The organism is Vibrio aerogenes (assembly GCF_024346755.1).
Lineage (GTDB): Bacteria > Pseudomonadota > Gammaproteobacteria > Enterobacterales > Vibrionaceae > Vibrio > Vibrio aerogenes.
Genome location: NZ_AP024862.1, coordinates 294,708 through 321,333 on the forward strand (window position 1 = coordinate 294,708; position 26,626 = coordinate 321,333).

General features: G+C 47.3%; 21 protein-coding genes and 1 pseudogene. 15 read left to right on the top strand and 7 right to left on the bottom strand.

Translation table 11 applies throughout. The features are described from left to right. Nucleotides 1–68: 68 nt before the first annotated feature. The 3 genes from OCV29_RS19020 to OCV29_RS19030 all read left to right on the top strand — a co-directional run bounded on the left by OCV29_RS19020 (nucleotide 69) and on the right by OCV29_RS19030 (nucleotide 2,740). Nucleotides 69–1,058, top strand: coding sequence for an aldo/keto reductase (locus OCV29_RS19020; protein WP_073605013.1), 990 nt, complete (start codon nucleotides 69–71; stop codon nucleotides 1,056–1,058). Between the two features lie 156 nt (nucleotides 1,059–1,214). Continuing rightward, on the top strand, nucleotides 1,215–1,985 hold the full coding sequence (locus OCV29_RS19025; RefSeq protein ID WP_073605012.1) for an alpha/beta fold hydrolase: 771 nt from the start codon (nucleotides 1,215–1,217) through the stop codon (nucleotides 1,983–1,985). Nucleotides 1,986–2,230: 245 nt separating this feature from the next. After that, nucleotides 2,231–2,740 carry a GNAT family N-acetyltransferase gene (locus tag OCV29_RS19030; RefSeq protein ID WP_073605011.1) on the top strand — a complete coding sequence of 170 codons (510 nt, stop codon included), beginning with the start codon at nucleotides 2,231–2,233 and terminating at the stop codon, nucleotides 2,738–2,740. Between the two features lie 157 nt (nucleotides 2,741–2,897). Here the strand turns inward: OCV29_RS19030 and OCV29_RS19035 are convergent, their stop codons facing one another. Both OCV29_RS19035 and OCV29_RS19040 read right to left on the bottom strand, forming a co-directional pair. Next, a complete protein-coding gene (locus OCV29_RS19035) occupies nucleotides 2,898–3,815 on the bottom strand; it encodes a pseudouridine-5'-phosphate glycosidase (RefSeq protein ID WP_073605010.1) in 918 nt (305 codons plus the stop codon). Beyond that, nucleotides 3,809–4,900: a PfkB family carbohydrate kinase gene (locus tag OCV29_RS19040; RefSeq protein ID WP_073605009.1), complete on the bottom strand. Its 1,092-nt coding sequence runs from the start codon at nucleotides 4,898–4,900 to the stop codon at nucleotides 3,809–3,811. Before OCV29_RS19040 ends, OCV29_RS19035 begins: the two co-directional genes overlap by 7 nt. A gap of 342 nt (nucleotides 4,901–5,242) precedes the next feature. Here OCV29_RS19040 and OCV29_RS19045 point away from each other — a divergent pair, with 342 nt between their 5' ends. The 8 genes from OCV29_RS19045 to pelG are packed head-to-tail and all read left to right on the top strand — an operon-like array spanning nucleotide 5,243 to nucleotide 17,038. Then, entirely contained in the window at nucleotides 5,243–7,966 is a 2,724-nt protein-coding gene (locus OCV29_RS19045) for an endo alpha-1,4 polygalactosaminidase (RefSeq protein WP_073605008.1), read from the top strand. A gap of 36 nt (nucleotides 7,967–8,002) precedes the next feature. Further along, complete coding sequence (locus OCV29_RS19050) at nucleotides 8,003–11,332, top strand: tetratricopeptide repeat protein (RefSeq protein ID WP_073605007.1); 3,330 nt, start codon at nucleotides 8,003–8,005, stop codon at nucleotides 11,330–11,332. Nucleotides 11,333–11,346: 14 nt separating this feature from the next. Continuing rightward, a complete protein-coding gene (locus OCV29_RS19055) occupies nucleotides 11,347–11,862 on the top strand; it encodes a hypothetical protein (protein WP_073605006.1) in 516 nt (171 codons plus the stop codon). Continuing rightward, the gene (locus tag OCV29_RS19060; RefSeq protein ID WP_073605005.1) at nucleotides 11,859–13,166 is read left to right on the top strand and encodes a PelD GGDEF domain-containing protein; all 1,308 of its coding nucleotides are present in this window, start codon (nucleotides 11,859–11,861) and stop codon (nucleotides 13,164–13,166) included. The genes OCV29_RS19055 and OCV29_RS19060 overlap by 4 nt, the downstream gene beginning before the upstream one ends. Next, the gene (locus OCV29_RS19065; protein ID WP_084193438.1) at nucleotides 13,156–14,163 is read left to right on the top strand and encodes a HEAT repeat domain-containing protein; all 1,008 of its coding nucleotides are present in this window, start codon (nucleotides 13,156–13,158) and stop codon (nucleotides 14,161–14,163) included. Before OCV29_RS19060 ends, OCV29_RS19065 begins: the two co-directional genes overlap by 11 nt. Next, nucleotides 14,147–14,320 carry a DUF3492 domain-containing protein gene (locus OCV29_RS19070; RefSeq protein WP_261887424.1) on the top strand — a complete coding sequence of 58 codons (174 nt, stop codon included), beginning with the start codon at nucleotides 14,147–14,149 and terminating at the stop codon, nucleotides 14,318–14,320. Before OCV29_RS19065 ends, OCV29_RS19070 begins: the two co-directional genes overlap by 17 nt. Then, on the top strand, nucleotides 14,244–15,680 hold the full coding sequence (gene pelF, locus OCV29_RS19075; protein WP_261887425.1) for a GT4 family glycosyltransferase PelF: 1,437 nt from the start codon (nucleotides 14,244–14,246) through the stop codon (nucleotides 15,678–15,680). Before OCV29_RS19070 ends, pelF begins: the two co-directional genes overlap by 77 nt. Next, nucleotides 15,668–17,038, top strand: a complete 1,371-nt coding sequence (gene pelG, locus OCV29_RS19080; protein ID WP_073605003.1) for an exopolysaccharide Pel transporter PelG — start codon at nucleotides 15,668–15,670, stop codon at nucleotides 17,036–17,038. Before pelF ends, pelG begins: the two co-directional genes overlap by 13 nt. A gap of 98 nt (nucleotides 17,039–17,136) precedes the next feature. On the opposite strand, the gene OCV29_RS19085 is transcribed toward pelG, so the two are convergent. Next, nucleotides 17,137–17,970 (bottom strand): ion transporter, encoded by an 834-nt coding sequence (locus OCV29_RS19085; RefSeq protein WP_073605002.1) that lies wholly within the window; start codon nucleotides 17,968–17,970, stop codon nucleotides 17,137–17,139. 315 nt (nucleotides 17,971–18,285) lie between these two features. Between OCV29_RS19085 and OCV29_RS19090 the strand changes: the two genes are divergently transcribed. Further along, nucleotides 18,286–19,215, top strand: a complete 930-nt coding sequence (locus OCV29_RS19090) for a DUF2569 domain-containing protein (protein WP_073605001.1) — start codon at nucleotides 18,286–18,288, stop codon at nucleotides 19,213–19,215. Between the two features lie 115 nt (nucleotides 19,216–19,330). Then, a complete protein-coding gene (locus OCV29_RS19095) occupies nucleotides 19,331–19,624 on the top strand; it encodes a YciI family protein (RefSeq protein ID WP_073605000.1) in 294 nt (97 codons plus the stop codon). Between the two features lie 60 nt (nucleotides 19,625–19,684). Here OCV29_RS19095 and yjeH read toward each other — a convergent pair. Beyond that, nucleotides 19,685–20,951, bottom strand: a pseudogene (gene yjeH, locus OCV29_RS19100) (L-methionine/branched-chain amino acid transporter). Nucleotides 20,952–21,131: 180 nt separating this feature from the next. Here yjeH and OCV29_RS19105 point away from each other — a divergent pair. Beyond that, complete coding sequence (locus tag OCV29_RS19105; protein WP_073604999.1) at nucleotides 21,132–21,590, top strand: Lrp/AsnC family transcriptional regulator; 459 nt, start codon at nucleotides 21,132–21,134, stop codon at nucleotides 21,588–21,590. 119 nt (nucleotides 21,591–21,709) lie between these two features. On the opposite strand, the gene OCV29_RS19110 is transcribed toward OCV29_RS19105, so the two are convergent. Both OCV29_RS19110 and OCV29_RS19115 read right to left on the bottom strand, forming a co-directional pair. Beyond that, nucleotides 21,710–22,750, bottom strand: coding sequence for a hypothetical protein (locus OCV29_RS19110; protein WP_084193437.1), 1,041 nt, complete (start codon nucleotides 22,748–22,750; stop codon nucleotides 21,710–21,712). Continuing rightward, a complete protein-coding gene (locus OCV29_RS19115; protein ID WP_139281651.1) occupies nucleotides 22,747–23,178 on the bottom strand; it encodes a hypothetical protein in 432 nt (143 codons plus the stop codon). The genes OCV29_RS19110 and OCV29_RS19115 overlap by 4 nt, the downstream gene beginning before the upstream one ends. Nucleotides 23,179–23,320: 142 nt before the next feature. On the opposite strand from OCV29_RS19115, the gene OCV29_RS19120 reads away from it, so the two are divergent. Beyond that, entirely contained in the window at nucleotides 23,321–25,972 is a 2,652-nt protein-coding gene (locus OCV29_RS19120) for an ATP-binding protein (protein WP_175561581.1), read from the top strand. A 6-nt stretch (nucleotides 25,973–25,978) separates the two neighbouring features. Here the strand turns inward: OCV29_RS19120 and OCV29_RS19125 are convergent, their stop codons facing one another. Further along, on the bottom strand, nucleotides 25,979–26,443 hold the full coding sequence (locus tag OCV29_RS19125; RefSeq protein WP_073604996.1) for a dCMP deaminase family protein: 465 nt from the start codon (nucleotides 26,441–26,443) through the stop codon (nucleotides 25,979–25,981). Between the last annotated feature and the right edge of the window lie 183 nt (nucleotides 26,444–26,626).

A 26,626-nucleotide genomic window follows, 5' to 3' on the forward strand; every position in this document is an offset into this window, starting at 1 on the left:
CATAATGACTCCACGCAATCAATAACACTGAAACAACATCGGGTTGTATGCAGATGAAGGAGCAAGTTATGTTGAAATCACGGCTTTTAGGGCAGCAGGGGTTAACCGTGTCGGAATTTGGCCTGGGATGTATGGGAATGAGCCATGCCTACGGACCCGCCGATGAGAAGGAATCTCTGGCAACCCTTGATCGGGCACTGGCACTGGGCGTTCAGTTTTTTGATACCGCTGAATTTTACGGGCCTTATAAAAATGAAGAATTGCTGGGCCGGTGGATCGCTGGTTTGCAGGGGCAGCGGGAAAAGATTGTTATTGCGACTAAATTTGGCTTTGATATCAGCCAAACCCGTGCTTCCGGGCTGGACAGCCGTCCGGAGCACATTCGACAGGTTGTGGATGCATCCCTGAAACGGCTGCAAACGGATTATATTGATGTTTTATATCAGCACCGGGTCGACCCGGAGGTGCCGATTGAAGAGGTGGCCGGAACGGTGGGTGAGCTGATTCAGGCGGGTAAAGTGAAGTATTTTGGTTTGTCTGAAGCCAGTGTCAAGACCATTCGCCGGGCAAATCAGGTCCAGCCCGTGTCTGTGTTGCAAAGTGAATACTCTTTGTGGGAACGCCAGCTGGAAGAAGACGTGATCCCGGCGCTGCGTGAACTAAATATCGGTTTAGTGCCTTTTAGTCCGCTCGGACGTGGTTTTCTGACCGGGAGTGCAAAGCCCGCGGAATCCTATCCGAAGGATGATTTTCGCTCATGGGGCGATCCGCGTTTGCAGGGCGACAACTATCAGGCCAATATGCAGATGGCTCAGGTTGTGAAGGAGATTGCCACACGCTATGAAACCACACCAGCCAGAGTCGCACTGGCATGGTTACTGGCACAGGGAGAGGATATTGTTCCCATTCCGGGCAGTAAAAGTATCCGGCATCTGGAAGATAATATGGGGGCTGGATCCGTCATGCTGAGTCAGGATGATTTGGTATGCCTGAATCAGATGACGGTGACAGGCGCGAGATATATACCGGAATTTGAACGGCTGACAGATAAGGCCTGAACCAGCAACAGGCATCTTTGTTAAGGTGCTGGCAGATTTCACGACTTCTGTTCAGGGGGGCAGCTTGCTGTCTCCCTGTTTTTTCTTTCTTTCCGGTTCACATCATGATTCATATTGGTATATTGATCGTCTGGTTTAAGCAATCACAATGTGGCTATGAAAAGTCTTTTTATCGAATCCTGTCAATCCTTTCTGCGTTATCACGATATTCCCGGCGATAAAGTGCCTATCGTCTTCATTCATGGGATTGGCTGTGCCTCATCCAGTGATTATCCTGCTGTCGCCGCACAACTGGTCTCTCAGGGACACCGCTGTATTCTGGTCGACTTATTGGGTGCCGGGTTCAGCGATCACCCGGCCGGTTTCAGCTATAGCGTGGAAGCCCATGCACAGGTTTTGGCTGAGTTGGTTGATGCAATTCACTTGTCCGGGTTTGTGATTTTTGGTCACAGTGCCGGTGGTGCTGTGGCAACGGTCTTTGCCTCCTTGTGTGTCGATAAGGTGGAAAAGCTGATTCTGGCTGAGCCGAATCTGGATCCGGGCGGTGGTTTTTTCAGCTGTTCAATTGCAGAGCAATCATTGTCTGAATATCTGAGGCAGGGACATCAGCAGAAAATTCAGGACTCGGCCGCCAGCGGAAACGACATCTGGGCAGGAACCATGCAGGTTGCTCACCCAATAGCGGTACACCGGTTGGCGTGTTCACTGGTTGCCGGCTCAGTCCCCACATGGCGCACATTACTGTTTCAGTTGTCAAAACCCCGGTTGGTCCTCTTTGGTGAATATTCGTTGCCGGACCCGGATACGGAAAGATTGCCACAGTCGGGGGTTGATGTTTCAATCATTCCACAGGCGGGCCACTCGATGATGTGGGATAACCCGGTTGCGGTCGCACAAACAATCGAACGCTTTATGATGCCCGGATGATCTCAGGCTGCGTATAAAGCGGGAACAGATTGATTGTTCAGAAAGGCACTGATTTGTCAGTATAGTCATTCATAAATAGGGTCATTCCTATAAGTCGCCATTTATATAAATAGTTACTTATATAAAAAACTTATTGATATAAAAAATTATTGATAAAAAATCATTCATATAAAAAAAAGCGAAGCACTGGCAGCTTCAGAAAGTCGCCAGAGCGGAGTCGCCTCATATTCAGAAGGAAAGCAATGATGGAAATTATTTCTGAGCGGTTAAAAATGAGACCGCTGAGCCTGTCAGACCGGGAATTTTTTGAGTCACTTTATACCGATCCCCGGGTGACTCAGTTTTGTTTTGATCAGCCTGAGCCGGATGAAATTGAACAAAAGTTTCAGTCACGTCTTTACCCGTGGAACTCTGACTCAGAGCATTGGTTATGTTTACTGATTAGTCAGAAAAACTCCGGTGAGCCGGTTGGGATCACTGGCTTTTTTTTGCAGGATGGTATTGCAGAAGTCGGCTTTTTGCTCAGTGCCGCGCATCATGGCCGCCAGTTTGGGACTGAATCGCTGAAAGCGTTGATTCAGTGGACGGTGGAAACCTGTGAGATTACCGCTTTTCAGGCAGTCGTGACGGAAGGAAATATTGCGTCAGAACGGGTCTTAGAAAAGTGTGGTTTTGAACTGACAGAAGTTGAGCCGGATGCTTATATGATTGGCGGAAAGTTATATGCCGACCACTTGTATACGCTTATTTTTTGAAACCGCTTATTTTTAAAACTGCTTATGATTAGAACATGAACTGATCGATATCTTTTACGGGGATATCTATTTTGCGTCTGGTTCTGCTTCATCAGGGTGAAATACCGGAGAAGCCCGTAGCGGGCCTCTTCCCGGCTGTGTTTCTCAATGAGAATGTTTATAAATCAGAAAGCGCTATGGCAATCGCAGCGCCAAGACGGGCATTATTCAATACCAGCTGAATATTTGAATCAAGGCTGTTACCGCCGGTTAACTCACAGACCCGTGCCAGCAGAAACGGGGTCGATTCTTTACCGGATATTCCCTGCTCATCAGCTTCTGTCAGCGCCTGTTCAATCGCCGTATTGATCGTTTCAACCGGCATGGCATATTGTTGCGGAATCGGATTTGCAATCACGGCACCACCTTTCAGACCCAGTTCCCATTTCGCTTTTAATGCGGTTGCAATCGCTTCGGCACTATCAAGGCGATAATCAATGGTTTGATCACTTTCCCGGGTATAAAACGCCGGGAGTTGATCGGTTTGATAGCCAATGACAGGCACGCCATGAGTTTCCAGATACTCACGGGTCAGCCCCAGATCCAGAATCGATTTTGCACCGGCGCACACGACAGCCACGCTGGTAGAGGCCAGCTCTTGCAGGTCCGCAGAAATATCGAATGTTTCCTGTGCACCACGGTGAACACCACCAATTCCGCCGGTTGCAAAGACGCGGATACCAGCCAGTTCTGCCAGAATCATGGTGGCAGCCACTGTGGTTGCACCATCATGCTGGCCGGCAACCATAAACGGAATATCACGGCGGCTGACTTTCGTGACATCTGTCCCTGCTTTGCCCAGATATTCAATATCAGCTTCACTCAACCCCACTTTAAGGCGGCCTTTGATGATGGCAATGGTGGCCGGGATTGCACCCGATTCACGAATGGCTTTTTCCACCTGCAGGGCAGTTTCGACATTACGTGGATAAGGCATACCGTGCGAGATAATAGTCGACTCCAGTGCGACGACAGGTTGGTTGTCTGCCAGTGCTTTGGCAACTTCCGGCTGAATATCGAGATATTTTTCTAACATGTTGATTCCTCAATCAGGCGGCGGACCGCCTTTTCTGACATCTTTGAATGAATGGTGGTCTCAGATTGCAGAGCCAGCCTTGCAGCGGCAAGCGCAAACTCTAATGTATCGGTCCAGCTGTGGTGATGCAGATAACCATGCACCAGACCGGCCATCAGGGCATCGCCGGCACCGGTGACGTTATTCACCTGGGTTTTTTCTGCGCTGATGAACTGGCCTGTGCCTTCATCACTGGCATAAGCGCCCTGGGCACCAAGGCTGATCAGCAGACGTTTGACGCCTTGGTCATGCAATATTGCGGCGACTTCAGGTAACTGTTCCGGACGCTCAATCCGGCAGCCGGACAACAGTTCCGCTTCTGTCCGGTTGGGTTTCAGGGTATGAATCTGTGCCAGATAAGGGGCGATTTTCCCGGCTTTGACGGCAGAGACCGGATCGACAAAAATCGCTTTATCGCTATGGGTGTGAAACAGGTAGCCAAGTGCTGATTCACTCAGGTTTGCATCGAGTACAATCGCGTTTGCTCTTTCAAACACGCCGTTGCGCCGGGCCAGTTCGGTGGCATCGAGTGTTTCAAGCAGCGCCATGTCATTGAGAGCCAGATGCAGTTCTCCATCCGGATCGTGAATTGACAGATAAGTGCTGCTGGTTCTGCCGGGAATAACCAGACAGTGATCGACGCCAACGCCCGCCTGCCGGCAGGCAGACAGTAACTGCTCCCCCCATAAGTCATTGCCAACCGCTCCGATAAACTGGACAGAACTGCCCAGTCGTCCCAGATTGTCAGCAATATTTCTGGCGACGCCACCCGGACCGGATATCAGTTCACCGGGATTGGAATCTCCCATGACCAGTGCAGCAGCAGAGCGGCCGCATAAGTCCATGTTGGCTCCGCCAATGACCGCAGCATATTGTTCAGGTGCGATGACATAGCCTTTTCCCTGAATATAACCTTTGCGGGTCAGATTCATGATATGACCTGCGACGGCACTACGGCTCAGGCCCAGTTTTTCAGCCAGCGTACTTTGGGCAATCATTGGATCCTGCCTGATCAGATCCAGTATTTGGCGTTCTCGTTCAGTCATAAACTTTTGTTTGGTTGGCAAACATATGTTTGATTATGACAAAAATACCATTCAAAAGCAAACGATTGCGTTGCGTTTTCATTGCGTTGGTATGGCTTTGTGTCAGGCTGGCGTAAAAAGTGGATTATGAAACCAGTAAATCTCAAAAATGATACATGGCGACTAATTGTGCTGAAATAGTGCGAATATTAGTTGATATCACCGAGAACTTTGTCAATAATTGCCGCCCCTGAACCTGTATTGATGATAAAATTAACACTAGGGTTAACAGACCCCCGATAAAAATAAACAGGTTGCGTTTGCAAGCGCGAGTTCATTTGTGTTGTAAAAGGTTTGGTATTTATGGCTCAATTCGGTCGTCTTCTCTGCTTATTATTGATTACGCTTAGTTTCAGTGCGACAGCACAGGTTTCCAGTCATAGTATTGCTTTTTATTACAATTCTCATTTGCCTTTGGCTGAAATGACACTTTATTCACGGGTTGTGGTTCAGCCGGATCGGGTCAATGCCGGTGAAATTCACTGGCTGAAGCAAAGAAATATTCAAATATATGGCTATTTGAGTGTCGGAGAATCAAAACAACCCGACCAGAAAGGGCTGATGCTGAATCAAAGCTGGAACAGTCAGGTGATGGATCTGACATCAGAGCAGTGGCAGTCTTCTTTGATTGAACAGGCAAAGCAGCTCAAAGCGCAGGGTTACGATGGTTTGTTCCTTGATACGCTGGATAGCTATCAGATGCTTCAAAAGCAGCAGCAGGGGCCGCAGCGCAGGGCTCTGGTGACATTAATTAAACAGCTTTCAGCACTTTTTTCCCACCAGTTGATCTTAAACCGGGGATTTGAAGTATTACCTCAGTTACATGGACAGGCAAAGTTTCTGGTTGCTGAAGGCTTGTATTCTCATTATCAGGTGAAGAATGATAGTTACGGTGTCACATCTAAATCTGACCAGCAGTGGTTAATCAATCAGTTACAGCAGGCACAGAAGCAGGGCTTTCAGGTTCAGGTGATTGATTATGCCAAACCTGAAGCACGTTTTTCGCTGGCACAGAAAATTATCCGTGCTGGTTTTCTGCCTTGGGTGACGGACGGACATTTACGCACCTGGGGAACCTCTGAACTTCAGCCTGTTCCCCGTAAGATCCTGATTCCGTACAACAGTAAGTTACAGTATCTGACGCATTCCGATGTGCATAACCGGCTGGCAGCTTTTATTGAATATCTCGGTTATATTCCGGCTTATCTGGATATGAGCCGGCAGCCTTTACCGACGATTGATCCGGCACTGTATGCCGGTGTGATTTCATGGACGCTGGAAACCAGAATGTATTCTCCTGATTATGTCAGCTGGTTGCTCAGAGCCAAAGGCACTCTGCCGCTGATGTTGCTGGGACAGCTGCCTCTGTCGGATAAACTGCTCAATGCATTCGGGGTGAAAATGCTGTCTGCAACACCGCCCGGACCGTACAAGATCCAGATGATAAAACCCTGGCTGAAAGGAGAATATGACGCGCTCCGGCCAAATGCTGGTGTTTTTCCGCTTCAGCAGGTGAAACAGCAGGATAGCGAGCCGTTGATTACGATTACTTCAGCGGATGGCAGGCGTCTGATTCAGGGGATCCGTTCTGGCCGGGATGTATTAATTGCTGCCCCCTGGCTGATTGAAAATCTTTCCGTGGACGACAGCCGCTGGATGGTTGAACCTTATCAGCTGTTATCCCGTGCATTTCAGTTACCCCCGATTCCGGCACCGGATGTTACCACTGAATCAGGCCGCCGGCGTTTAATCAGCTATATCGACGGAGATGCTTTCTCCAGCCTTGCCCGTTTACCGGGGCAACCCATTGCGGCCAAAGTGATCAAAGATGAAATCCTCAAACCATACAAAATACCGGTCACGGTTTCTATCGTGGAAGGGGAAGTCGGGCCCAAAGGGATGTATCCGGAAAAAAGCCCGTATTACGAGAAAATTGCCAGACAGATTTTTGCTCTGCCATACGTAGATATGGCGACCCATACTTTCAGCCATCCATTTTTCTGGAATGAACTGGCCGGCCGGCAGAAGGTGCTGAAAAATGCTTACCGGCCTTATGGCAGCCATCTGGCTGTACCCAATTACGATAAGATTGATATCCGGCGGGAAATTGAAGGTTCGATTGATTACATCAATCAGCGGCTGGCACCGAAAGGAAAGAAAGTGACCGCTGTGCTGTGGAGCGGTGATGCGCTGCCGGGGCCGGATCCGATCCGGCATACGCTTGAAGCCGGTGTTGTGAATGTCAATGGCGGAGACTCCTTTGTGACGGATGATAATCCGACGCTCAGTGAAATCTCGCCGCTGGGACGCCCGGAAGGGGAACTGCTGTATCAGATTTATGCGCCATTGATGAATGAAGAGTTGTACACCAATGTCTGGCATGGCCCGTACGACGGATTCAAACGTCTGACGGAAACGTTCAGACATACCGACAAACCTTACCGGTTGAAACCTTTTACCATTTACTACCATTTCTATTCCGGGACAAACCCTGCAGGGATCCGGGCACTGAAAATTGTGCTCGATTATGCCTTATCCCGTCCCAATACGCCGGTTCAGCTCGCCCGTTATGCCCGTGGTGCGCTGGATTTTTACTTCTCCGGCCTCGCCCGGAATGACAAAGGGGAATGGGTGTTCAGCAGCCGTTGGATTCCGACGCTGCGTATTCCCGGTGCACTGGGACAGGTTGACCTGCAGCACAGCCGCTTGATTGCCGGCATGACAGAAAACGGGAGATATATTCACCTGCCGGAAGGCCAGGCTGTTTTTAAAACGTCGGTGAAATCAGGCGTGAAGAGCCATAAACCTTATCTGGTTTCCGGCAATGTGGTGCTGACTGAGTGGTCAGAAAAACGGGTGGCTTTTCATAGCTGGCTGAAGGCTCAGCTGGTACTGGCAAATGCTGACCAATGTCATTTTATATCGTCTGACGGACACAGACATCAGGGCGTCAAACAGGGAAATTACCGCCGTTTTTCCATGCCCCGTGGCAACTTTTCGGGTCGTTTAGTCTGTCATCATCAGTGATGATGAATTAGTAGTTGGTGAGAATCAGTCGTTGATATGAATCAGTCTCGTCCGGTATTTATTTCTGTCAAAGTGATCATGGCTGTGATTGTTGCAGCCATGATGGCTTTGTATATTTTGTTCCCGAAACTGTTTTTCTTTGAGACGGAACATGCACTGGATGATCCGCAGCTGGCCCGTTCTTATCTGGAAGCGACACTGGCTGCAGACCCGGATAATCAGGCGGTGATTGAGAAGCTGGCAGAAGTCGATGTGCAGCTCGGTGAAATGCAGGATGCGGTCCGCTATATCGGCCGGATTAAGTCACCGGCTCACCGGCGGGCGGTGAAACAAAAAATGTTGTTTGCCCGCTGGACGGCCAATGGCGCAAAACATGATGATGATTTCGTGGCGCTCAGAAGAATGCTGAACTCACCTTCAGACTGGACGTCTGCTGATTATCGCCATGCACAGGCGCTGGGCATGCATGCGCAGCTGGCACAGTATTATGCAGGTAAAAATCAACCCGATCTGGCGGCTGAGGCCTGGATGATGGCGGGTCAGCCGCAGAACGCAATGAAGGCGTATCAGGGACATGTTTCCGCAAAGAACCTGCAACCGGCAATCACGGCGGCACTGAACAGTAATCATGCTGAAACCGCGTTAAAGTGGTGGCAGCAGTTCGGCGACGGTAATGTGCATAAAACGCTGAAGCTGGCCCGTTTGGCAGGAGACAGAGAGGCCGTGCGGCGTGCTACAGAGCAATTGCTGCAGCAGTATCCGGATAATAGTGAATATCAGCGCCAGGTACTCAAAACCCGCATTGCATACGGACAACTGGCATCGGCGGCGCAGCTTTTGTCAAAACTGGAGAGAAAATATCCCGGCGACCCTTCACTCCATCAACAAGGATGGCAACTGGCAACGTGGCTGAACCGTCCGGAGCAGGCGGTCAGCGAGTTGATCTGGCTGATGCAGCGCGATCTGGCTACACCAGCGATGATAAAAACAGGGGCTGAACATGCAAAGCAGCTGTTTCTTTATGATCAGGAACTGCAGATATATCGCTATCTGACCCGCAAAAAGATGATCACCCCAAAGCAGTTGTCTGACTGGATGCAGGCTTACGAATATAGCGGACATGGCCAGGCGGAACTGGATGATATTGCCTTTTATGAAAAGCAATACGGGCCGGATAAACACAGCCAGTACTGGAAAGCCCGGACGTTGTATCAGTCTGGTGATTTAGACCAACTGAAGCAATTCTGGCCGGTATTCCGGGGGGAAAAGACGCAGGAAGTGCTGTGGTGGTTTGCACGGAGCTTTTGGCTCAGCCATGAGTTCAGCCAGGCTTTAGCCGTTTATCAGTACGTACCAGCCGATGCGGACGCGCAATACTGGACCACCCGGGTGAATCTCGCCAACCTTGCCGGTGACAAGCAGGATGAAGCTTATGCTTACGAACAACTGAATCAAACTGATTTGCTGCAGGGAATTCAGCTGGCCCGTTATCTTGAACTGAAATTCTCTGATGCGGCTAAACCGAATCAAAAAGAGATGGCATTTTTGTGGCAGCACATTGCTTCTGATTCTGCGCTGGAACGGCTTGCTTATTTCAGCTGGAAACTGGGAGATCAGGCCGCCCGGCAACGGGTAGTGAAAGCGCTGGCCGGGCGTCCGCCTTCATGGCCACTCGCTTCTGCATGGGTTTATTTGTCTTATATCTATCAGCAACAGGGTGATTTTGCACAAGCAAAACAGGCGCTGGCGCATGCTCAGGTGAATGCACCTGATTCTCCTGTGATTGAAAAAGAGCAGGGCTGGCTGGCACTGGCCAGCCAGGACTTACCTGTGGTGCAGGACTTTCTCCGCCACGCTGCCCGTTACCCGCCCGGACCTTTCTGGTCCCGGTTGATGGCGAGTCTTGCTGTCTATACAGAAAACTGGCGGATCGCTTATCACCATTTGCACTGGCTGATCGGACAGAATCCTGATGCCCTGTCGCTTCAGGTGAATTATGCAACGGTTCTCGAACATGTTGGCCGGGTCGATGAAGCACAGCATCTGCGCCGGCAGTTATTACGTCGCCTGCCACAAGATCAGAACGATTACCTGAATCTGATCAGCCGCTGGGCCGGTTCAGCCCGGACTTTCAGCCTGTTGAAAGAGACACGCCCGGCGAAAGCCATGGCGTCACAATTCCCGGAGCTGCCCCAGTCGGTGTGGTGGCTGAAACGACATGCTGCAACCCATCTTCAGTCGTGGGAAAAACTGCAGCTGGCGATGGCTGGGGGAGAGTTTGGTGTCATCGAAGATCTGATCAAAAACCATCAGTTGTCACCTCTGGATGAGATCAACAGCCTGACTTACATCCGCCAGCCTTATCAGGCAATGGAGCATTGGCACCAGCAGGAACACTTGTTGTCTGAACAGCCCCGGTATGAGCTGGCCCGCAATCTGCGTCCTTACTATTTTCGTGCACTATCGCTGGATGTGATGCCAAAAGCGGCATTTGACTCACGTGAACGCTGGATGCACATCTATTTCCCGTTTGCAAAAGGTGAATGGCAGGTGGGGCTGGGCCAGCAGGAAAATGACACCAATAACGGCACGCTGCTGACGGTCCGGGATGATATCACCTGGCAGCGCTGGCGCATTGGACTGGGGCTGAATCACCATCAGGGAGAAAATGAGAGCCGGACAGGGTTTGGCCTGGATATCAGTTATCAGCTGACAGATCGCCTTCAGCTGGGACTCGATTTCAAACATGACCAGCAAAGTTCGCAGAACGAGTTTCTGTTTGCACAGGGGCAGCAGTCAGGCTATGGCGTGAATGCCTTATATCAGCTTGATCCGCGCCAGAATATTAATTTGTCGGTCAGACATATTGATTTGACAGAAAGGAATGGTCAGAAGATAGCTGATGGTGAAGTTTATGATGCCCGTTATCAATACCGGCTCAATCAAAGTTATCCGGACTGGCAATTCTACGGCAGCGCAATGTGGCAAAACCTGGGAGCAAGGGATGCCGCAACGAATACGGGCAACAATCAGGTTCCCGATCCCGGAAATGGCGCTGGTCCGGTTGTCTCTGCCGCGACTCCGGCTGTTGATGTTGATAATTTTCGCCGGATTGCTCTGGGCACCGTGCTCGCGTCCGGGAATGGTTTTACGCCTCCTTATACCGGTAGTTCATCACATTGGCTGGTCGATATGAGTACGGGCTATCAGCCGGATTCAAAACATGCCGATTTCACTATTTCTATGCAGGTGGGTTGGGAAATTATCGGAGACGACAGCCTGAATGTGGGGATGGGTTATCAAACCCGCGATATTCAGGGACAAGAAAATACCCGTTTACAAGTTGGTTATTACATCCATTTTTGATCTGAGAGGAAGTTATGTTCAGAAGTTTATTGATAGGTATGGTGCTGTTACTTGGCGGATGTTCAACGAGTCAGGTCAGCGATACGGTCTATTTGCAGCCCGGCGCCAAAGTGGCGTTGCTGCCGGTCGTCAATCGTTCGCAAACGCCACTGGCGGGTGCCAGTGCAGCCAATATGCTGGCAAGCCTCTGGTATCAGAAAGGATTGCCAGCTTTGTTAATGTACCCGGATCAGGCACAGGGTGACCTGTCTTTCTCCGGGGATGATAAAAGCATGGCCGCTGCACAAGCCTGGGCTGATGAACAGACAGCGGATTACACCTTGCAGGGCAGTATTTCCGAATGGCGTTATAAGTCAGGTCTCGATGGCGATCCGGTTGTGTCTGTGACACTGACTTTGTATCAAACCGGCAATCAGGCACCTGTCTGGAGTGGTACTGTGTCAAAAACAGGCTGGGGCAGAGATAATCTATCCGGTACCGGGCTGGATGTTCTGGACGATTTACTCGATAACATTGAGGTTGAAGAGTGATCAAAAAGCTTAAACAGCGTTCCGCCTGGATATCATACCGAATCTGGGCAGAGAGCGGTTTTTTCACCCTGCTGGCACTGGTGATCCCTCTGGCGCTCAACCCAAAGGATCCCTTTTCCTACGGTGCTGAGTTTGTCTGGCCAATGCTGGGGCCGGTGCTGGTTGCGTTGCGCTATGGTTTTACCAAAGGGCTGGCTTCTGTCCTTGTCCTGCTGTTTCTTCAGTCGGTCCTGATCCGCACGGGGATGGTGCCGCCGGATATTCACCTGCCCTTTCAGACTATCGCCGGCTATGCCTTGCTGGTGATGTTGTGTGGTGAGTTCTGTGACTGGCGTGAAAAATCCAGTGAGAAGCAGAAACGCGAACTGGCATATGTGAATGACCGGCTAGAAACCTTTACCCGCCATTACCATCTGTTACGGCTGTCTCACGATAAGTTAGAACAAATGCTGGCAGGTCACAGTTTAAGTCTGCGTGAATCTTTGCAGGCGGTCAAAATGCAGATAGGTCAGTTGCCTGACCGGGATATAGAACGGGTAGCCCAGCCAATCATGTCACTGTTTGTCGAGTATGGTTCACTGCAATGTGCCACGTTATGCAAAGTGGAAGAGGGACGTCATCTGGCGTCTGTACTCGCCAGCGTCGGGCCGGTCAGGCAAGTTGACTCTGACGATATGATGGTGCAGAAAATGTTTGAAACCGGGCAACTGGTGTCGCTGAAACATTTGTCCGGAGAAGCCATGGAACAAAGCCTTTATCAGGTTGTGATTCCTTTGATGGATGTCCGGGAGCGGATTTATGCCGTCGTACTGGTCGAGCAGATTCAGTTTTTTGCCCTGAATAAAGAGACACTGACGTTACTGGCGGTTACCGCTGGTTATATCGCAGATTTACTCCGTAATGCGATTGCCAACCCGATCATGAATGGTGATGAACGTGAGAGTTTTTCCTTGCAGGCCGAGCGGGCAAATTATGATGCGAAGCGCTACAAAATCCCGGCTCAGCTGGTGAGCTGGCGTATGGATGCAGCGCTGCATCAGCCGGTTCTGGATTACCTGCATGCAACCCGTCGTGGTCTGGATGTGTATTTTCATGATGAACAGAACAATCTGTTGCAAATATTGATGCCGCTGGCCGATAAACGGGATTATTCCGGATTTAAAGAACGTGTCGATGCGTGGGCGAAAAACGCTCAGGGAAAAAACCTGTCAGAGTTAGGTATTCATGAGCTGAACCATCTTGCGCTGCCGGTTTCAGCCAAACAATTTGCCAAACAACTGGAAAAAGTCATTCATGCTGAGTAATCGATTTGCTTTATCCGGAACCCTGACCGCACTGGTACTCCAGTTGCTGGCTGCGGCTGAGTTTATTCTCAGTGGTGTGGCTGTTGCCTGGCTGTTTCTTTACGTTCTTGCCGCAATGGTTTTTGGTGTCAGCTGCCTTGCCCTGCTTCCTGTACGTTATCGCCGGTTTCCGGCATTCGCATTTCTGTTCTTATTTTTATTTGCCGTGAGCCTGCCGGTACTGGGGATGATTGGGTGTCTGGTCGCCATTGTTGCCGGTGTTCACTATCCGCTGGTGAAAAAACAGGATGTACTGGAAGAACATCTGGTGCCTGCATTGCCGTTTGAGCCTGACCAGATCTCGTTGACACCCCGCTATTCACGGGGCGGAGTCGCTGCAATTTTAAAATATGCCAAAGATGTGGATAAACGTCTGTTTGCTGTGGTGACGACCCGCAACATGGATGACAGGGAAGCGATTCCGATTCTGCGTCAGGCTCTGAAAGATACAGATGATGACATTCGTTTACTGGCATATTCATCGCTGGATAAAAAAGAAACCGCAATTAATGATGATATTCACGCGTTGAAAAAACAGCTGGCCGGGCAGTTTATTACGTCGTTAACCGGAACGGCAACCTGCCATCATCAGATTGCCCGGAAATACTGGGAACTGAGTTATCTGGGCTTGTCACAGGGGGCGCTGAGACAATATGTACTGGAAAAAGCGGCCTTTCATGCCGAACAAAGCCTGATGTATGAACATGCGGTTACAACTGAAATTTTGCTGGCAAAAATCTGGCTGATGATGTCACGTTATGAACAGTCGCAGACTCTGTTTGAAAAAATTGCCCGTTCTGGTGTACCGCTCCAGCAGACGTATCCGTATCTGGCTGAAATCGCCTTTAAAACCGGGCAATACCAGAAATGTCAGGCTTATCTGGCTCATCTTGACGGGCAGAAGCTTTCGCTTAATCTCGACAAAATAAGGAATTACTGGCATGACGACGCCTTGTAAAGCGGATGTAATACTGGTTCTGGAAGGCACTTATCCTTATGTGCGGGGCGGCGTGTCAAGCTGGGTACACCAGTTAATTCATGGCTTACCATCCGTCACATTTGAACTGGTGTTTCTGGGGGGGCGCATCCAGCCAGTACGGGCCGGTTCAGTATGAGTTACCCAAGAATGTCACCGGATTACAGGTACATTATCTGATGGAGCCGGAAGATGAGAATGAGGATTTCGATATTTCCCGTTACGAGACTGACAGCCAAAAAGCCCCTCTGTTTGAACAATGGCGTCAGTTACTGAGCTATTTCAGTGGCACCACGGAGTCACTACCCGAAGCACTGGTCACATTCTTGTTTGAACATGTGGGCAGAGATGATGGATTCTCCCTTGATGACTTTCGTTATACCAAAGCATCCTGGCGGATTTTGACGGACTTCTATCAGCAGCATTGTGATGATGTGTCATTTCCGGACTTTTTCTGGACATACCGTAACCTATTCAAGCCCTTATTTGTGATAGCTCAGGTTGCCAGAAAAGTTGGCAAAGCACGTCTGGTTCACTCTGTTTCGACCGGATACGCGGGCTTGCTTGGGGCCGGTATCAGTGCAATGCAAAATGTGCCGTACATTATTTCTGAACATGGTATTTACACCAAAGAGCGGAAAATTGATTTAATTCAGGCGGATTGGATCAGTGAAGAAAAACAGGATATTGGCATTGATCTGCATGCGGATATGGGGTTTATCCGCCGCTTGTGGATTCGTTTTTTCGAACAGATTGGCCGGACCAGTTACCAGCAGGCGAAGATCATCACTTCGCTTTATGAAGGGAACCGTGTCCGGCAATTACGCGATGGTGCCCCGGCAGAGAAAACGCGGATCATTCCTAACGGGATCAATCTGTCCCGGTTCGGTCCGGCACTGTCTGCCCGTCAGGATGATGTGAAACCCATCGTTGGATTGATTGGCCGCGTTGTGCCGATTAAAGATATCAAAACCTTTATCCGTGCCATTAAAGAAGCACACTATCAGGTACCGGATATTCAGGGCTGGATTGTTGGCCCGATGGAAGAAGACCCGGATTATGTGCTCGAGTGTGAGCTGTTGGTTGAGAGTCTGGATTTGAAGCAACAGATTCATTTTCTTGGCATGCAGAATGTTGCAGAAATACTGCCACAGCTCAAAGTGGTGGCACTGACTTCTATTTCTGAAGCCCAGCCGCTGGTGTTGCTGGAAGCTATGGCAGCCGGTGTACCCGTGCTGGCAACGGATGTCGGATCCTGCCGGGAAATTATCCAGGGTCACAGTGAAGCGGATCGTCTGGCAGGAGAGGCCGGATATCTGGTACCGATCGCTTCACCGGGGGAATCCGCCCGCGCCATGGTCAGTCTGCTGACGGATAAAGAACACTGGCAGCAACATCAGGCAGTCGGGTTGCAGCGCGTCAGGACTTTCTATGATGAGCAGTTGATGTTTGCCCGTTATCAGGGGATTTACGAGGAGACGATGTTGTGGCAGGAATAGGCTTTGAAATCCGTAAGATTCTGAAGAAAAATTCGCTGCTGTCGATATTTCAGGCTTACGGTTATGCCGGGATTATCGGCTCCGGACCCTGGCTGCTATCGATTCTGGCACTGATGGTGATCGGGATTTTAAGTGTGGGAATCGTCCTGCCGCAAAGCCTGATTATCCAGTTTCTGGTTAGTGTCACTTACATGATGGCGGCCTCGCTGATTTTGACAGGTGGATTACAGCTGATGCTGACCCGTTTTGCGGCCGACTTGTTTTTTCGCCGTCAGGATCAGCAGGTGTTACCGAACCTGCTGGGTTCCCTGTTGTTGACAACCATTGCAGCACTGGTGATTTCTTTGCTGGTCTGGCCTTTCATTCCTCTGCCTTCTTTAAGCAAATTATTGCTTATTTCCGGATTTGTCTGCCTGTGTAATCAGTGGCTTGGGGTGATTTTTCTGTCCGGAATGAAAGAATACCGGGCGATTGTACTGGTGATGATCGGCGGATACGCCACGATGATTTTGCTCGCTTCGGTTTTGCGGTTCTGGGGACTTAACGGTTTATATTGTTCCTTTTTCGTGGGTGAAGCGATGCTGATGTTCAGTTTTCTGCTGATGATTGTCCGCCGTTATCCGGGAGACCGGCTGATCCGGTTTGACTTCCTTCGCCCGGATCAGGTGTTTTACGGGCTGTTTTTTTGTGGGCTTTTTTACAACGCGGGTGTTTGGGCAGATAAAATTATTTTCTGGTTTATGCCGTTCACATCAGTAGAAATTCTTGGTCCGATGCGTGCCAGTCCGATTTATGATTTGCCGATCTTTCTGGCTTATTTATCTGTGATCCCCGGTATGGCGGTCTTTCTGGTGCGGATGGAAACCGACTTTGTTGAACATTATGATCATTTTTATCACGCGGTGAGGACTGATTCGCCGCTGGATGAGATTTATCAGCTGAAAGATAACATGGTAAGGACCGCTCAGGCGGGTATTTATGAAATTTTCAAAGTTCAGGGAATCACTTTGGTCTTCCTGTTGCTGTGGGGTGGAGAATTACTTCGTTATTTCGGTATCGATGTGAATTACCGGTCGCTGTTGAATATCGATTTGGTCGGTGTCGCTTTACAGGTTGTGATGCTGTCTCTGTTTAACATCATGTATTATCTGGATAAGCGTCAAAGTGTACTGGTTTTGAATGGTTTGTTTCTGGTCGCCAATACACTGTTTACTTTGTTGACAATTTATCTGGGCCCTTATTTTTATGGCTACGGATTTGTGCTTGCCTGTCTGGTGACGACGGTCGCTGGTTTGCTATGGCTCAATAAGCAGTTCAATGATCTGGAGTATGAAACATTTATGCAGCAGAAAGGCTGAGGTTTTTTGGGGAAATCTCTTTCGTGCAAATTGCGAACTGCCCCGCAAAATGGGTGAGGCCGGAAAAGAGGGTATCACCGGCCAGCCCACACCTGACTTTATTCCTTCTGACGGTTCTGTTGTGCAATCTGTTCGCTCAGGATTTGCATTTGTTGCTGAAGTGTTTTGATTTCATCCATCAGGTCCTGATGCTGGTCTTGTTTTGATTGCTCGTCCTGACTGGATGTTTCCTGAGTCATGACATCCAGAACAACACCGACCATCATGTTCAGGAATACAAATGCCGTTAAGAAAATAAACACCACGTAATAGATCCAGCTGAGAGGGTAGACAGCCATCGTCTCATACATCACATCAGTCCAGTCTTCAAATGTTGCGACCCGGAACAGTGTCAGCATTGAAATGGCTATATCTCCCCACAGGACTTCATTGACGGATTCAAAAAAGATAGATCCGACGGCCGCGAACAGATAGAAAATGATAAACATCAACAGCGCAATGTAGCCCATTTTAGGAATGGCTTTCAGCAGTGCGTTAATCAGAACCCGTAGGTCCGGGATCAGTGAGACAAGCCGCAATACCCTGAATACCCTGAGCAGACGGGCGAGCAGGATCATGTCACTTTCGGAAATCGGCAACAGACTGCCAACGACAATGACAGTATCAAAGATATTCCATGCATCATGGAAAAAACGACGTTTGTTGTCGCAGGAAATAAAACGGAGCGTAAGTTCCACTAAAAAGAAGATTGTGATCAGTTTGTCGAGATAATTAATCGTCAGTTCAACCGGTGCTGGCAGATTATAAGTTTTCGCCCCGACAGTCAGCGCAGCAACGATGATAATGGTCACAATAAAGCCCTGAAACCAGGCACTTCGCTCGGTTTGTTTTAACACATTTAACCAGGAAGAAGAGGAAGATACAGCTTCCATGATAATTTACCTTTGTGATGATGATTGACTTTCTTTGATCCTAGTCATGTTTCTGTTCCGGACAAAAGGAGTTTTTGTGACGATTTGTTACAGAACCCAAGTTGATACAGAACCCCAAGTTGTTACAAACCCAGAGCGTTGAATGGCAGAATTAAGATGAAAGATAAACACGCTCTAACTCACAAATATCTGAGATAGGGGTAATTTTGAGACTGCTTGCATAGATTTCTTAAAATTAACTTCACCCTGAACCGGTGGCTGATTATGATGAAATTCAGATGTGGGTACAGCTGGTTCAACTGGATGGTTTGATGAATGCAGGAACAGCACAGAAAAAATTTAAAGGGAATTTCCGGCTGGCTGATCTTTGTCGCCCTGGATGTGATTCTGGCACCTTGCTGGTTCGTTGTTTATATACTTTCCTTTTTCTCTGATTTTTTTACCGAAGGCTATTGGACGCTGCTGACGCATGCAGATTCTGAGTATTATACCGAAGGTTTTGCGCTGTCAATTGTGATGTTGCTGGGACTCAGCTGTTTCAGAATTGCGGCCGGGTTTTACGCGATTTATCTGTTTTTACACAAAAAAGCAGTTTTCCCGTCTTTGTATATTGTCATTTTGATCAGTATGGTTGTGTTAAACCTTGGGGAAGTTCTGTTTATTGAACGCTTCTTAAGGATTGATGCCGGGTTGAACTGGCTGTATGGCTCCGTGGGATCGTGTGTGATCTGGGGATTGTATTTAACCCGATCAAAAAGGGTAAAACAGACATTTACACAGCCATGTGGCAGAAGTCATATGGTTTTTTGGATCAGTAGTATATTTATCGTCTTATCTTCAGGCTTTAGTGGTTATTTTTACGGAATCAACAATGAAGAAGCTGCACAAGTCACCGCTTTAAAACATACCCTGTCAGATATTGCCGTAGAAATTAACCGGGTGGCGCCCGGGATGCTGGATGATGAGATTCGTTTTGACTCGGTACAAGCCAATAATTTAACGCTGGAATATCGTTATTCGTTGATTGAGTATGAAAAAAAACATATGGATGTTGATAAATTTTCTTCTGTCATGATTCCACGGATTATCCGGGAAGATTGTCTGAATAAAAACATTCTGGTGTTGATGGAACAGGGAGCGGTATTAAGTCACACCTATTTTGACTTAAATGGCGAACGTTTGGCCGGTGTTGAAGTGGATCGGGAAAAATGTCTTGAGGCCCGGTTGAGCAGCACGCTGATGTGATGTTATAAAAATATAAAGCTGTTTTACATTTTATGAAATGTGCATATATTGAGCTGACCGGACGGATGATGCCGGACGTTTTTTGTTGTACTTTTTAATAAGTGAAGGGATTAATATGTTTATTGTTTCTTTAACCTACCGGTGTGAACTTTCTGAGATTGAAGCTCATTTAGCGGCACATATTGAGTATCTTGAACAGCAATATACTTTGGGACATTTTTTAGCGTCCGGAAGAAAAGTACCGCGTACCGGCGGTGTCATTCTGGCAGATATGCCATCGAAAGAAGCATTGGAAGCTGTTTTAGCGGAAGATCCTTTTAAACAACATCAGTTGGCTGACTATGATGTGATTGAGTTTATTCCGACCAAAACAAATGAAGCGCTGTCGTCAATTCGTCAGACACTTTGATTTTTGTCTTCCCGCTGCCCCGTTTTCTCCGGATAAACGGGGCATGAAGATAAACACGCTCTAAGCGACTGGTGGCTGTGAAGCCGGATTCTTTTTCTTTCCGGGAATGGCAGCAGCAAGAAAAATGATCAGCGCATAGCTGGCTGACCAGCCAAGGCAGACAAACACCAGTGCGCAAAGCATCAGTGAGAGGCCTGCCAGTATTTTATAAATGCCGGATAGTAGTTTCCACGCGGAGAGCATCGCCAGCAGATAAATCAGAATAAAAACCCCGTTCGCCAGTTTGACAAATGAAGCAAGGTCGAGATGGGTGAACTCTTCCAGCAGAATAGAGATGCAAATAATACCCGCAATAAGCAGAGTAGCATTGACCGGAATACCTCGTGAAGACAACTTTGCCAGGTGATGCTGTGGATGACTATGTCTCGCGTGTGCCCAGAGCATTCGGGACAAGCTCTGTAAGTAGAGATTGATGCTGGCAAAACAGGCAAAAAAACCGACCAGATTGATAACAGAAGTTGTCTGGTCACCGAACAGTTTTTGACTCAGCCAGGGTATCGCGGTGTTTTCCAGTTCAGGTGAACCATAAGCCCCCCCATTTGATGACCACAATTGAGCATGCCCAGTAGGTCAGTCCGGCAATCAGGCAGCCGGCTAAGATGGACAGTGGGAAATCCCGTTCAGGATTTTTGAACTCTTCTCCCATATGTGCAAAGGCTTCAATGCCGACAAAGCACCAAAACATCACACTTAATGCTGCTGCGACAGGTTTGACTGATGTGATATCTAATGGTGGCATGGCAAGGTCGTTTGTCGTGATATGACTGCACCAGAGCAGAGCAACGACCAACGCAAAAATGCTGGCAGCAATCAGTGTTTGCAGATGTCCGCTTGCTTTCGCGCCGGAAAGATTGACAAATACCAGCAGACAAAGTGTCAGTATCTGTGCGCTCAAACTGGTGTTGAACGGGCCGGGTAAGAGTTGTTGCAGAAAGCCGCCAGCCAGTAAAATGGCTGCGGGTACGCCGACCGGAATGACACTGAGAAACAGCCATGTGACCGCATTACCCAGATGGGGTTTGTTCAATGCGATTCTGACAAAATGGGCCGTTCCGCCAGCATTCGGATAGTGTTTACCTAACGCTGCGAAAGTCAGTGCGACAGGACATACAGCGATAAATAAAAACAGCCATGCCCAGGATGTCATTTCTCCGGCAATCCCCGCACTGATGGCCGGGATCATAAACAGGCCTGTTCCCATCAGTGTTGTGGATAATTGACCGATGCCTGAAAGCAGCGTAATTTCTTTTTTTAGTTGTTGGGACATGGTGATTCTTCAGTTGAAATCAGGCGCTCAGCATAGCGTGAGTCCTGCTGCTATGCACGAGTCAAAGTGATATATTTCACAGTCAAAGTGACGTAAAAACGTGTTATTTTGCTGGTTTATCTGCATAATCACCGTCTTTATGCTGAATTCTGCATGTTGAGGTCGTTTAGGTACACATATATGGATAAGTTTGATCAACATATTATTCAGATTCTCAGCGCTGATGCGCGTTGTTCTGTCAGTGAGATAGCCAAGCAGGTGAGTTTATCCCGTTCGGCTGTAACGGCCAGAATTAAAAGGCTGGAAGAGGAGCGGATTATTACCGGCTATCATGCTCAGATATCATCCAGAGATACATCAGCGGAAATATGTGCATATCTGGCGTTGAAATTTGATACTTCGTCGTCAAATACACACGATTGTACGACATATGCGAAGTCTTTGAGTCAGATTGATGGTATCCGGTGGTGCCATGGTATTAGCGGAGAAACTGATTTAATGCTTTATGTTCAGGTACCCGGTATGCGCAGATTAAAAGAAATTATAGATATGATTCACCAGTATCCGCACTTGAGACAACTCGTGACTCATACTGTGATTAATGAGTTTTTTAATCATACTCAGGTGGAACAAAAGTAGCCATTGCCGTATCAAACTCAGTCAGATTGAGCGGACCGCTCATCCGGATAAAGGCCGGATGTGACAATCTGTTTTATTCTGTATCTTCGTTAAAACAGAAAAGGTTAAAACAGAAAAGGTTAAAACAGGAAAGAGAGTGACAGAGAAACAATATTACTGTCGCCGTCAATTGCTCCACCGAGCTGAACATCCGAGAAAAAGCCGTTCGCGGGTGTCTTCGGTGCGCGGATATACTCCCATTCCAGGTTCAGTTTTACTTTAGGCGAAACATTGTACCGGACACCAGCAAGGTACGATCTGTTCTTATAATTTTCATGGCCTTCACCATATTGGATATAAGGTGAAAACTCTTCTTGTTCCTGTGCCAGTCCGATATACCAGTTCGACAGTAAGTTTTTCTGATAAAGGCCTTCTACTGACAAACTAAAGTTATCATAGATGGTTTTAAACCCAAGAGAGACCAAATTTAGTTTGCGGCGGACCAGTAAGTGTCCGTTTCTCGTATTATCGGCCGTTGCAGAGAAATAACTGAAGTGAAGCTGGTTTTCGTCTTTGTAAAGGTCAATCGTTAAACCTTTACCTGTTGTGGTTTCAAATCCGAATTCCTGACCATAGAGTTCAAAATCATTTTTATCTTCTGTTGCCAGATAGGGGGAAATTTTGACCTGAGTCTGGTCGGATAGCCAGAACTGCTGTTCGAGAGCGACGCCATCGTAGTGGGTCATCCCCTGGACATTGTCATATACATTATGTGGGGCGCGAGCCCATGGATAAGCGGCTGAGACATAATAATATTCTGAGGAAAGGAAGAAAGGTAATCTCTGACGGCCAACTTTTGTGGTTAAATCACCTTTCGTATAGGCAAGATATGCCCATTCCAGCTCAGGATCTGAGAAATGATCCTGAGGCCTTTTGACGACTTGTACCGAACTACGGAGTGTATCACTGATGAGCCAGTCACCCTGCAGGCCTAATGTTGTATCACAGTCGTAGCAAGTTTCATTTTTTATATCACGATAGGTTAATACAGGCACAGCAGTATCGGAGCGGCTGATACTCAATGTACCAAATCCGCTTAACCGGACGGATTCACTTAAATTATATTGGGCAAATGCATTGAAGCACACAAAAAACAGAAGAAAAATCATTGACTTTTTCATAATGCTTCCTCATCTCCGAATTGGTACAGGATATGTACTTTGTCTGAGACCCATTGCAGAGGAACATAAGCAATACCATTAGGATGCTCGGTTAACCAGTACTCAACTGATTCGATATTTTCCTGACTTAGCTCATAAGGAGGGACTTGTTTACCGGAAAAACTTTGTCTGGCACGAATTGCTTGCATTTGTGTTGGCGTTTTCCCTAATAACATGAGATAAAAGTGTTTTCTGACATTAGAGTTCATTGGAAGATCGACAAGTAACACATTTTGTCCTTCAATATGATTCAGACGTCCCCTGTATAACATCTTAACCTGACTAGAGGTCAGAGAAGGGAACGCAGAAGTATATGTAATAATCGCGAATTGATCCGCAACACTGGAGAAACTCAGGACTGAGAAAATGACTCCGAACCAAAAGCTCATCAATCGCACACGTAAACCTCCATACGAACATAATAATGTATTAATCAGTGATCATATGCAATATCGACTATAGTTTTAACAGTAGGATATCATGAAAAAGTATCAAGTAGGAAAGTTATTGATAATGTCGATGTTCAAAAATTTGTCTATAAAATTTCGACTTATTATTCTGTGCATTATACCAACCGTTATTATTTGCTGGGGTGCATATTACTGGGCAGAGCAAACCCGGGCCCGTTTAAATGGTTACGCTGACATTACTTTAAAAGTGTCTGCGTTGGAACAGGTTTCTGCGCTTTCAACTGAATTTTACCGGCTGTTTACTTTGCGGAATCAGTCGGAATTAATTACTGAGGAGCAACAGGATAATTTCACGGTTTTAACCCGAAATCTGATTCATGAATTGCAACCTTATCAGGGAGATTTATTTTCTTCGGTCGATAAACATGTCGTTATTGCCAACCTCAATGAACTGGCTCATCTGATCCAGCAACTGAATCAGGTGCATGGTGAGGATCTGAGTGCGCAATCCATGTGGGGATTTGATTTAATGTATGAAATTCTGGCTGCGTTACAAAAACAGCTGGATTCTCAGGTTTCCCCGAAAACTTACCAGCTTTCAGCTGTATTTGATTACCTGAGCTGGTTTTTATACTGGGTTGAGCGTGAAGCATGGTTGATGCAGGACATTCGTCAGCACCGGAAAATTGATGTCTCACTGCGACAGGAATATTTTGAAGCGATTGCCCGGCAGCAAAGTTATCTGGATAACTTTGTGAATTTTGGTGCAACGGGGATGCAGCTGGAACAAATTACGAAACTGTTGTCGAAAAAAGAATTTCAACGTTCGGGTATGTTGCGGGATAAAATCATGCGGGGTCAGATTGAACCTGAATTTCTTGAGCAGTATATCAATGATCTTGAAAGTCAGCAGAACGCAATTTATCAGCTGTTTGCCGGTTTTTCTGCCACATTATCTAAATCGATTAATCAATATGTGAAAGAAGATAAACGTTCTATCCTGATGACGTTTATCTCAATATTTTTTATTTTGTGTGGCCTCATTTGGATTAGTGTCAGCACCTCCTACCGGATTTCTTCCAAACTGAATCTGATTCTGCAAACGATGAATCGTTTAAATGATAAGAAGAGCAAAAATATTGAGCCGATTGCTGTTGACGGAAACGATGAGTTTTCCCGCTTTATCCTAAATTTAAATGAAATCATCCAGCAACTTTCTGAGCATGAAGCTTGTTTGATTCAGGCAAAAGAAGAAGCAATTGCAGCCAATCGTGCTAAAAGTGTTTTTCTGGCGAATATGTCGCATGAAATCCGCACGCCGTTGAATGGAATTGTCGGACTGACTGAAATCCTGACGATGAACGGCCTTAAGCCGGGTCAGCGGGATATTATCGCAGACATTGAAACATCTTCTCAGACGCTGTTAATTTTGATTAATGATATTCTTGATTTATCAAAAATCGAGTCCGGGCGTTTAACCATTTCCAGCCATACATTTAATTTAAAAGAGCTGGTATATGATACGGTCAACCTGATGAAATCTAATGCAGTGGCACAGTTTAATGAATTGCAAATTAAACTCGACAGTCACCTGCCGGATTATGTCATGACGGATGAATTCAGACTCAAACAGATTCTGACCAATCTGCTGTCCAATGCGACTAAGTTTACACAGGAAGGTTACATTACCACCTATGTATCATTTGATGAGGCGTGTTCCCGGCTGGTCTTCCGGGTGGAGGATACCGGGATTGGTATCGATGCACAAAAATTGCCAACGATTTTTGAACTGTTCCGGCAGGAAGATGACAGCATTACCCGGCGATACGGAGGCACGGGACTTGGGCTGCCTATCTGTAAACAATTACTTGACTTGATGAATGGCTCTCTGGATGTCGAATCGATCAAGGGGAAAGGAAGCTGTTTTGCTTTTTCTTTACCGGTTGAATTACCGCGTCAGTCGTCTGCTAACGAGATCAATTTTGATATTGATGCTTTGCTGATTTCGAATAAATCAATTTATACCCAGAATATTCAGCAGGATAGTTCCAGAATGGGGATTCGTTTAGTCACTGTGGAATCGATACAGGATGTTGATAAACAGGTACTTCGAAAACCAGATTTTGTTTTGTACTGCCCCTGCTTAACCCGGAGCGCAAATCGTGAGATTACCGAGCTGAGACTGATTTTCCCTGAATCCAGAATTATGACCTGTCAGCATCATCTGTTTATGAGCCGGGAACTGATTAATCTGGCGGATATGAATATTACGCTGCCGTTCCTTGGTATGCGTTTTGAAGCGGCGATCCGGGATGCATTAGTGGTGATGTCTGATTTGAATGATAATCATGCGTTACATGGTCAGTCATCGCGGGCCGGAATCCGGATTCTGGTTGTTGAAGATAATTTAATGAATCAGAAGATTGCCAGCTTTTTCCTGGATAAAGCAGAGTACGAATATACGGTTGTGAATAATGGTCAGGAAGCGTTGGATGTCATTACTCAGGGAGGTCAGTACAGCGCTATTTTGATGGATTGCATGATGCCGGTCATGGATGGATTAACAGCGACGAAAAAAATTCGCAGCTGGGAAATTGATAATCAGCTGGCACGTATTCCCATCATTGCATTGACGGCAAGTGTTTTAGACGAAGATATTGAGAAATGCTACGAAGCCGGCATGGATGCTTATCTGCCCAAACCTTATAAGTCTGAGCAACTACTCAAGGTATTTAATGAATTACAGGTTTACTCATCGGGTGGGGAAATATAATCCGTGTTAATCATCCCGAAGTTTTTGATGTTGTAATTCCAGCAGTGGGAGCCAGTGAACTTTGATACCTGCCTGCAGAAACATATCCTGGCTGACCTGAATTTTATCTCCCCAACGAGATAGGAAATCTTCTGTCTGCTCCGGGCAGAAGACAGCAGAGATGCCTGTCTGAATAATTTTTGCGGCACAGTTCGGGCAGGGAAAGTGAGTGACATAGATATCACATCCGTCGAGATCCCGTTTTGCAAATAAAATTGCATTTTCTTCGGCATGCAATGTTTTCAGATATTTCATTTCACGATCATCAATATCGACACTGTCGGAGATACCATGTGGGTAACCGTTGAAGCCAACGGAGACGATACGGTTCTGTTTAGTAATGACAGCACCCACTTGTGTCGACGGGTCTTTACTCCAGGAAGCGACTAATTCTGCCATTTGATAAAATCGATGTGCCCATTTTGATATCATTCAGGTTTTCCTTTTCTTGTCCGTCATTTCAGCCATATCTTGTTTCTGTGAATCCTGCTTCTTGAAGTCACTTGAGTCAATTACTTATACATAAATAAATACTATTGTAGTTTGACGTTCAGATGAACCCTTCTGACCATATTTATTTACGGGGGTATATTTCTGTCTGTCGTGGTTGCAGGG